The sequence below is a fragment of the Tsukamurella soli genome, from assembly GCF_039541155.1.
Classification (GTDB): Bacteria; Actinomycetota; Actinomycetes; order Mycobacteriales; family Mycobacteriaceae; genus Tsukamurella; species Tsukamurella soli.
Genome location: NZ_BAABFR010000065.1, coordinates 22,562 through 30,216 on the forward strand (window position 1 = coordinate 22,562; position 7,655 = coordinate 30,216).

The window sequence follows — 7,655 nt, forward strand, 5'->3', positions numbered from 1 at the left end:
CTCCCACCTCGGCGCGGTGAGCCCACCGCGCAGTCGTGAGCCCACCGCGCAGTCGTGAGCCCACCGCCCATAGGAGGTGGGCTCACGACTGCGGGGGGTGAATCAGGTTGTCAGCGCTGGTGATCCAGGTTGGCCATCTTCAGCACGTCGAGGCGGCTGTCCAACTCCTCGATCGACAGCTCGTCGCCGATCAGGCCACGGTCGATCACCGTCTGCCGGATCGTCTTGCCCTCCTTGAGCGCCTGCTTCGCGACGGCGGCCGCCTCCTCGTAGCCGATCGCGGAGTTCAGCGGCGTCACGATGGACGGCGACGACTCGGCGAGGGTCTTGAGGCGGTCCTCGTGCGCCACGAGGCCCGCGATGCAGCGGTCGGCGAACAGCCGAGAGACGTTGGCCAGCAGCTTGAGTGACTCGAGCACGTTGCGGGCGATCACCGGGATGTACACGTTGAGCTCGAACGCGCCGGACAGGCCGCCGACGGTGACGGCCGCGTCGTTGCCGATCACCTGTGCGGCGACCTGCGTGACGGCCTCGGGGAGAACGGGATTCACCTTGCCCGGCATGATCGAGCTGCCGGGCTGCAGGTCGGGCAGCGAGATCTCACCGAGGCCCGTGAGCGGACCGGAGCCCATCCAGCGGACGTCGTTGGCGATCTTGGTCAGCGAGACCGCCACCGTCTTCAACGCACCGGACAGCTCCACCAGGCCGTCGCGCGCGGCCTGCGCCTCGAAGTTGTCCTTCGCCAGCCGCAGGTCGTCGACGCCCGTGAGCTTCACCAATTCGGCGACCACCCTGGTACCGAAACCGTTGGGCGCGTTGAGCCCCGTGCCCACCGCGGTGCCGCCGATCGGCAGCTCGCCGACGCGGGGGAGCGTCGCCTCGATGCGCTCGATGCCGGCCTCGACCTGGCGGGCGTAGCCGCCGAACTCCTGGCCCAACGTGACGGGCACGGCGTCCATCAGGTGCGTGCGACCCGACTTGACCACCGTGCGCCACGCGACAGCCTTCGCGGCGAGGGCCTCGTGCAGGTGCTGCAGTGCAGGAACGAGATCCGTGACCGCGGCCTCGGTCGCGGCGACGTGCGTCGCGGTCGGGAACGTGTCGTTGGAGCTCTGGGACATGTTGACGTGGTCGTTGGGGTGCACCGTGACCCCGTTCGCCGCCGCGATGGAGGCGATGACCTCGTTGGCGTTCATGTTCGAGCTGGTGCCCGAGCCGGTCTGGAAGACGTCGATGGGGAACTGGTCGTCGTGCTTACCGTCGGCGATCTCCTTGGCGGCCGAGATGATCGCGGCCGCCTTCTCCGCGTCCAGCAGGCCCAGGTCCTTGTTGACCTGCGCGCACGCGGCCTTGAGCAGGCCCATCGCGCGGATCTGGGTGCGCTCCAGCGGGCGGAAGCTGATCGGGAAGTTCTCGACGGCGCGCTGCGTCTGCGCCCGCCAGAGCGCGGCCGCCGGGACGCGGACCTCGCCCATCGTGTCGTGCTCGATGCGGTACTCGGTGTCGTCGGTCATCGTCGGCTCGACGCCTCCTCAACTTCTGGGGTGTTACCCGCGTGGAATCACTTGGTGAACATCGGCGCGTAGCTGCGCAGCTTCGTGAGTCGGTGGGTCGCGTCGACCATGCGGACCGTGCCCGAACGGGACCGCATGACGATGGACTGGGTGGTCGCCCCGTCGGCGCGGTACTTGACGCCGCGCAGCAGGTCACCGTCGGTGACGCCGGTGGCGGCGAAGTACACGTGCTCGCCCTTGACCAGGTCCAGCGTGCCGAGCACGTGGTCGGGGTCGATCCCGAGGTCGGCGAGGCGGTTGCGCTCGGTGTCCGACGAGGGCGCGAGGGTGGCCTGGATCTCGCCGCCCATGCAGCGCAGCGCGGCGGCGGCGATGATGCCCTCCGGGGTACCGCCGATGCCGACCAGGATGTCGGTCTTGGCCTCGGGGCGGGCGGCGGCGATGGCGCCGGCCACGTCACCGTCGGAGATCAGCCGGACGATCGCGCCGGTCGCGCGGATGTCGGCGATCAGCTGATCGTGCCGGGGCCGGTCGAGGACGGTGCAGGTGACGTCCGTGACCTTGATGGACTTGGCCTTGGCGACCTTCGCGATGTTGTCTGCGATGGGGGCGTTGATGTCGATCACGCCCGCGGCCTCGGGGCCGACGGCGATCTTGTTCATGTAGAAGACGGCCGACGGGTCGAACATCGCGCCGCGCTCGGCGACGGCCAGGACGGCGATCGACCCGGGCATGCCCTTGGCCATCAGGGTGGTGCCGTCCACGGGGTCGACGGCGACGTCGGTCTCGGGCCCGCTGCCGTTGCCGACCAGCTCGCCGTTGTAGAGCATCGGGGCCTCGTCCTTCTCGCCCTCGCCGATCACCACGATGCCCTGCATCGACACCGTCGACACCAGCTCCCGCATCGCGTCCACCGCGGCACCGTCGCCGGCCTCCTTCTGACCGCGGCCCACCCAGCGGCCCGCGGCGAGCGCGCCTGCCTCGGTCACCCGAACCAGTTCCATCGCAAGGTTGCGGTCCGGGCGTACCGGCTGGTTCTCGGTGGAATCGGTCTCGGACATGTCAGGTCCTCCTCAGCAGGTGCGCATCTCGACCCCCGTTGGCCGGGTACGGCTCCTGTGAGTGATTCTTCCACGCGGCTGTTTCCGCGCGACGGGCCGGGCGAGACCGCCGGTGCGGAGGCGCCCGGGGCGGGCCCGTCCGTGGCCGTGGGCCACGGCCGTGACCGGTGGGGGATAATGGTCCTCCGTGGCCGACAAACCCCGACTCCTGCTCAACTCGCGCGACCTGACCCTCACGATCGTCGTGCTGCTCGCGGTGTGTGCCATCGCGGCGTTCGCGTCGGGCGACGTCCACTGGGGGGTGGGATCCGCCGCCGACAAGGGCGTCATCCCCACCGTCGAGGCCGACGCGATCCTGAAAGCCACGGTGCCGCAGGTGCAGTTCCCGCTGCGCGAGCCCGGTGGCGCGGGTGTGACGGCGGGCGTCCCGACGGGGTGGACGGCGAACTCCAGTTCGCAGCAGACGCTCTCGTCGGGGCAGCAGATCGTGAACCTCGGCTACGTCACGCCCGACCGCCAGTTCCTGCAGCTGTCGCAGTCGGACGGTCCCGCCGCGGACATCGTCTCGTCGGTCTTCGGCTCATCGGTCGAGCAGGCCGGGACGGTGCCGGTCGGCGACCGTACCTGGCAGGTGTACGGGCCGGCATCGGACGGGCGCAACGCCTGGCTGCTGCCGCTCGACGGGGTCACGCTGGCCCTGTACGGCAGCGCGACGGTGCCGTCGTTCCAGCAGCTCGCCGCGGCCGTGCAGGATCAGCATCCGATGGCCAAGACGGGCTAGTTCAGGGCCGAGCGTCCTGCGCTGCGATCGCCTTCTCGATCCGCTCGCGGGCGCCGCCGAGGTGCTCCTCGCAGCGCCGCGCGAGGGCCTCGCCGCGTTCCCACAGCCGCAGCGAGTCGTCCAGATCCAGCCCGCCCTGCTCGAGCATCCGGACCACCTCCACGAGCTCGTCGCGGGCCTGCTCGTAGCCGAGCGTCTCGACGCCCGCTGGTTCGTCGGTCACTTCGGATCCTCCTTGCTCGGTGATACGGCTTCGGTGACCCGGGCGCCGCGCTCTGCCCGCATGACGACGGCGCGTACGGCACCGTCGGGTAGCCGGACGCGCAGCTGCGTGGCGGGCTCGACCTCGGCCACGGAGCGCACCACGGGGTTCTCGCCGTCGGTCGTGACGCGCTGCACCACGGCGTAGCCGCGCGCCATCGTGGCGGCGGGTCCCAGCGTCTTCAGCCGCGCGGCCAGATGCGTCGTGGTGGCGGTCTCGGCATCGATGAGCCGTCGGACGTCCCGGCGCGCATCGCGCAGCAGCCGGGCCACCTCGTCCGCGCGGCTGTCGACGATCCGGCGCGGCTGCGACAGCGCCGGTCGCGACCGCAACCCGGCCAGGCCGTGCGCCTCGCGCTGTACCCAGCCGCGCAGGGCGATGCGCCCGCGGCCGCGCAGCTCGCCGACACGCACGAGCTCGGCGCCGACGTCCGGCACTACGCGCTTCGCGGCGTCGGTGGGTGTGGCCGCGCGGATGTCGGCGACGTGGTCGCACAGCGGGTTGTCCGGCTCGTGCCCGATCGCGGACACGACGGGGGTGGTGGCGGCGTGGATCGCGCGGCACAGGGCCTCGTTGGAGAACGGCAGCAGGTCCTCGACGCTGCCGCCGCCGCGGGCGATCACGATCACATCGACCTCGGGGTCCGCGTCGAGCGTCTGCAGCGCGCGGATCAGCTGCGGCACGGCAGTCGGCCCCTGCACCGTCGCGTACTCGGCGCGGATCCGCACCGCCGGCCAGCGCTCGGACGCGATCTTGCGCACGTCCCGCTCGGCGGCGCTGGCCCGCGCGGTGACGAGCCCGACGGTGCCGGGCAGGAACGGCGGCGTCCGCTTGAGCCGCGGGTCGAACAGGCCCTCGGCCTGCAGCAGCCGACGCAGTTGCTCGATCCGCGCGAGCAGTTCACCGATCCCGACGGCGCGGACCTCGGTGACACGCAGTGACAGTGAGCCCCGCGCGGGGAAGTAGCTGAACTTGCCGCGCATGATCACCCGGGTGCCCTCGGTGAGCGGCACCTCGGAGCGGTCCAGGACGGCGGGCAGGCAGGTGACCTCGATCGACACCTCGGCGGCGGGATCCCGCAGCGTGAGGAAGGCGATGCCGCCGCCGCGCCGGGTGAGCTGGGTGATCTGACCCTCGACCCAGAGCTCGCCGAGGCGGTCGATCCACTGTCCCACCTTCATGGACACGATGCGGACGGGCCACGGGCTCTCGGGCGTGCTGCGGGGGATCTGTGCCTGGCCCGCCGAGGGGCCGGTGGGCGAGGTCACTGGGGTGCGCGCTCCAGGCGGTTCTCGAGCATCGTCAGGAACGGCGGCCGGGCGCGGTGCTGCTGTTCGTAGGCCACCAGGTCCCGCAGGTCCGCTGCGCCGAGCGAGCCGATCCGCCCGCGCAGCTGCGCCAGCGTCAGCTCGGGGTAGTCGAGTCGACGCACCACGGCGGGCGCGTCGTCGCTGCCCTCCCCGCGCGGCGTGGTCGCGGGGGCGACGGCCTGCGCGAGCGGGGAGCTGTAGAGGGCGTACCGGCCCGACGGGGGCCCGGCGTCGAACGTCGGCTCGGGCGCTGTCGCCCCTGGCCGGGTGGGGGAAGCCGACGGTGCCGGCGCCGTAGCGCCCGTGGACGGGGTGCCGGCGCCCGCATCGGGGTTGGCGAGGTCCGGCCGGGCGACGGCGATCCGCTCGGTCCGGGCCTCCGCAGGCGCGGGACCGTCCGGCGGGGGCCCGGCACCGTCGGACTCGGTAGCGCCGCTCGGGATCTCGACCTCGATGTCGTCCTCGTCGTCGAAGCTGGCCCACTCGGGTCGCTCCTCGGCCTTGGTCGGGAACAGGGCCTCGATCGCCTCGTCGCCCCGGACCGCGAGCCCCGCGATGTCCTGCTGGATCTTGATGAAGGTCTGCGCTGCCTGGCTGCCCACCGTGAGCGGGGCCGTGACGGCGCCGGTCACCAGCTCCTGCCCCTTCGCAGCGGCGAGGGCGACCGCGCCGACCGCGACGCGGACCAGATACGGAAAGCGACTCATGCCCCTAGGGTGCCTCATCCGCCCGCGCGCCGGGCGGCGAGGCCCCCACCCGGCCCGACCGGACGAGCCGGTCATCGCAGCCTGGGTGCCGTAGCCTGGACGCATGAGTTCTGGCAAGCACGTCCTGCTGGCCGAGCCGCGCGGTTACTGCGCGGGTGTGGACCGCGCCGTCCAGACCGTCGAGAAGGCGCTCGAGAAGCACGGCGCACCGGTGTATGTGCGCAAGGAGATCGTCCACAACCGGCACGTCGTCGAGACACTGCAGGAGAAGGGCGTGATCTTCGTCGACGAGACCGACGAGGTTCCCGAGGGCTCGCTGCTGGTGTTCTCGGCGCACGGCGTGTCCCCGGCTGTCCACACCGGTGCCGCGGAGCGTCATCTGCGCACGATCGACGCCACCTGTCCGCTGGTCACCAAGGTGCACCAGGAGGCCAAACGGTTCGCGCGTGACGACTTCGACATCCTGCTGATCGGCCACGAGGGCCACGAGGAGGTCGAGGGCACCGCGGGCGAGGCTCCCGAGCACGTCCAGCTGGTCGACGGACCAGACGCCGTGGACTCGGTTTCGGTGCGCGATGAGGACAAGGTGATCTGGCTGTCGCAGACCACGCTGTCCGTGGACGAGACGATGGAGACGGTGCGCCGGCTCCGGGAGCGGTTCCCCAAGCTGCAGGACCCGCCCAGCGACGACATCTGCTACGCCACCCAGAACCGCCAGGTCGCGGTCAAGGCGATGGCGCCCCGGTGCGACGTCGTGATCGTGGTCGGCTCGAACAACTCGTCCAACTCGAAGCGGCTGGTGGAGGTTGCTCTGCAGGCGGGGGCCCGTGCGTCCTACCTGATCGACTTCGCCCGCGAGATCGACCCGGCGTGGCTCGAAGGCGCGCAGACGGTGGGAGTCACTTCCGGCGCCTCCGTGCCGGAGATCCTGGTGCGCGGCGTGGTCGACTACCTCGCCGAGCGTGGCTTCGGGGACGTCCAGACGGTGACCACAGCCAACGAGACGCTGGTCTTCGCGCTTCCCCGCGAGCTGCGGCCGCGCACCCGGGCCTGAGCCGAGGCGTCGTGGTGGCCGAGCTGCCCGAGGTGTTCTTCGCCGACGGTGCGGAGTTCGAGCGTTGGCTCGAGGAGCACCACGCCTCGTCGCCGGGGCTGTGGGTCCGAATGGCGAAGAAGTCGGGGAGCGCGAAACGCCCCGATGCGCCCAGCATCGACTACCCGGCGGCTTTGGATGCGGCGCTGTGCTTCGGGTGGATCGACGGCCAGGTACGCCGCATCGACGCCGATTTCTATCGGCAGCGGTTCACCCCTCGGACCACGCGGTCGTCGTGGTCGAAGCGCAACCGCGACCACATAGCGCGCCTGAGTGCGGCGGGCCGGATCCGGCCCGCAGGTCAGGCCGCCGTCGACGCGGCGCGCGCAGACGGCCGCTGGGATGCGGCGTATGCGGGCCCGGCGACGGCCACCGTCGCCGACGATCTGCAGGCCGCACTGGACGCCCGTCCCGCGGCCCGTGCCTTCTTCGCCACGCTGACCTCGGAGAACCGGTACGCCGTGCTGTACCGCGTCGAGACTGCCAAGCGACCTGAGACGCGTGCTCGGCGCATCGCGGCCCTCGTCGGAATGCTGGAGCGGGGCGAGACCTTCCACTGAGCCGGCGCCCACCCGGTGCGCCGCTGGTCGCTCCAGCCGGTCGTCCTAACCTGCCGCCGTGCCGGATGGCTCTCGGTCAGTCCTTGTAGCGGTGGCGCCGGATCTCCCGTGGCGGCGGTTCCGTGGCGGCCGGCTCCTCGAAGTCGTCGTGGAAGTTCGGCTCCGGTGCGTCGCCGCGGAACCGGGGCGCGCGGAAGTGGTCGTAGCGGCCGGGCTCGGGGCGGCGCGGGCCCGCAGCGCGGGGCCGCTCGACACGCCCCTCGGTACCGCCCAGGCTCGGCAGATCGGGCTGCTCGGAGAAGCGTCCCGACAGGCGGGGCAGCGACGCCCCGTCGGCGGTCCCGGCGCGGTCACGGGCGGCGGGAGG

The 7,655-nt window shown here is 71.8% G+C and carries 9 protein-coding genes; 3 read left to right on the plus strand and 6 right to left on the minus strand.

Features of this window, described 5'->3' with window-relative positions; genetic code table 11:
• Positions 1–110: 110 nt before the first annotated feature.
• Complete coding sequence (locus ABD908_RS18020; protein ID WP_344998469.1) at positions 111–1,514, minus strand: class II fumarate hydratase; 1,404 nt, start codon at positions 1,512–1,514, stop codon at positions 111–113.
• Positions 1,515–1,561: 47 nt separating this feature from the next.
• Entirely contained in the window at positions 1,562–2,575 is a 1,014-nt protein-coding gene (gene glpX, locus ABD908_RS18025) for a class II fructose-bisphosphatase (RefSeq protein ID WP_344998471.1), read from the minus strand.
• Between the two features lie 187 nt (positions 2,576–2,762).
• Between glpX and ABD908_RS18030 the strand changes: the two genes are divergently transcribed.
• The gene (locus ABD908_RS18030) at positions 2,763–3,356 is read left to right on the plus strand and encodes a DUF4245 domain-containing protein (protein WP_344998473.1); all 594 of its coding nucleotides are present in this window, start codon (positions 2,763–2,765) and stop codon (positions 3,354–3,356) included.
• A 1-nt stretch (position 3,357) separates the two neighbouring features.
• On the opposite strand, the gene ABD908_RS18035 is transcribed toward ABD908_RS18030, so the two are convergent.
• From ABD908_RS18035 to ABD908_RS18045, 3 genes are read right to left on the minus strand one after another with little or no spacing between them, the layout of a single operon-like run.
• Complete coding sequence (locus ABD908_RS18035; protein ID WP_344998475.1) at positions 3,358–3,579, minus strand: exodeoxyribonuclease VII small subunit; 222 nt, start codon at positions 3,577–3,579, stop codon at positions 3,358–3,360.
• On the minus strand, positions 3,576–4,886 hold the full coding sequence (gene xseA, locus ABD908_RS18040) for an exodeoxyribonuclease VII large subunit (protein WP_344998477.1): 1,311 nt from the start codon (positions 4,884–4,886) through the stop codon (positions 3,576–3,578). Before xseA ends, ABD908_RS18035 begins: the two co-directional genes overlap by 4 nt.
• Complete coding sequence (locus ABD908_RS18045; protein ID WP_344998479.1) at positions 4,883–5,635, minus strand: lipid droplet-associated protein; 753 nt, start codon at positions 5,633–5,635, stop codon at positions 4,883–4,885. Before ABD908_RS18045 ends, xseA begins: the two co-directional genes overlap by 4 nt.
• Positions 5,636–5,738: 103 nt before the next feature.
• Between ABD908_RS18045 and ABD908_RS18050 the strand changes: the two genes are divergently transcribed.
• The gene (locus ABD908_RS18050; protein WP_344998481.1) at positions 5,739–6,689 is read left to right on the plus strand and encodes a 4-hydroxy-3-methylbut-2-enyl diphosphate reductase; all 951 of its coding nucleotides are present in this window, start codon (positions 5,739–5,741) and stop codon (positions 6,687–6,689) included.
• A gap of 11 nt (positions 6,690–6,700) precedes the next feature.
• Positions 6,701–7,288, plus strand: a complete 588-nt coding sequence (locus ABD908_RS18055; protein ID WP_344998483.1) for a YdeI/OmpD-associated family protein — start codon at positions 6,701–6,703, stop codon at positions 7,286–7,288.
• Between the two features lie 76 nt (positions 7,289–7,364).
• Here ABD908_RS18055 and ABD908_RS18060 read toward each other — a convergent pair.
• The coding region (locus ABD908_RS18060) for a hypothetical protein (RefSeq protein WP_344998485.1) at positions 7,365–7,655 on the minus strand (291 nt) is incomplete at its 5' end.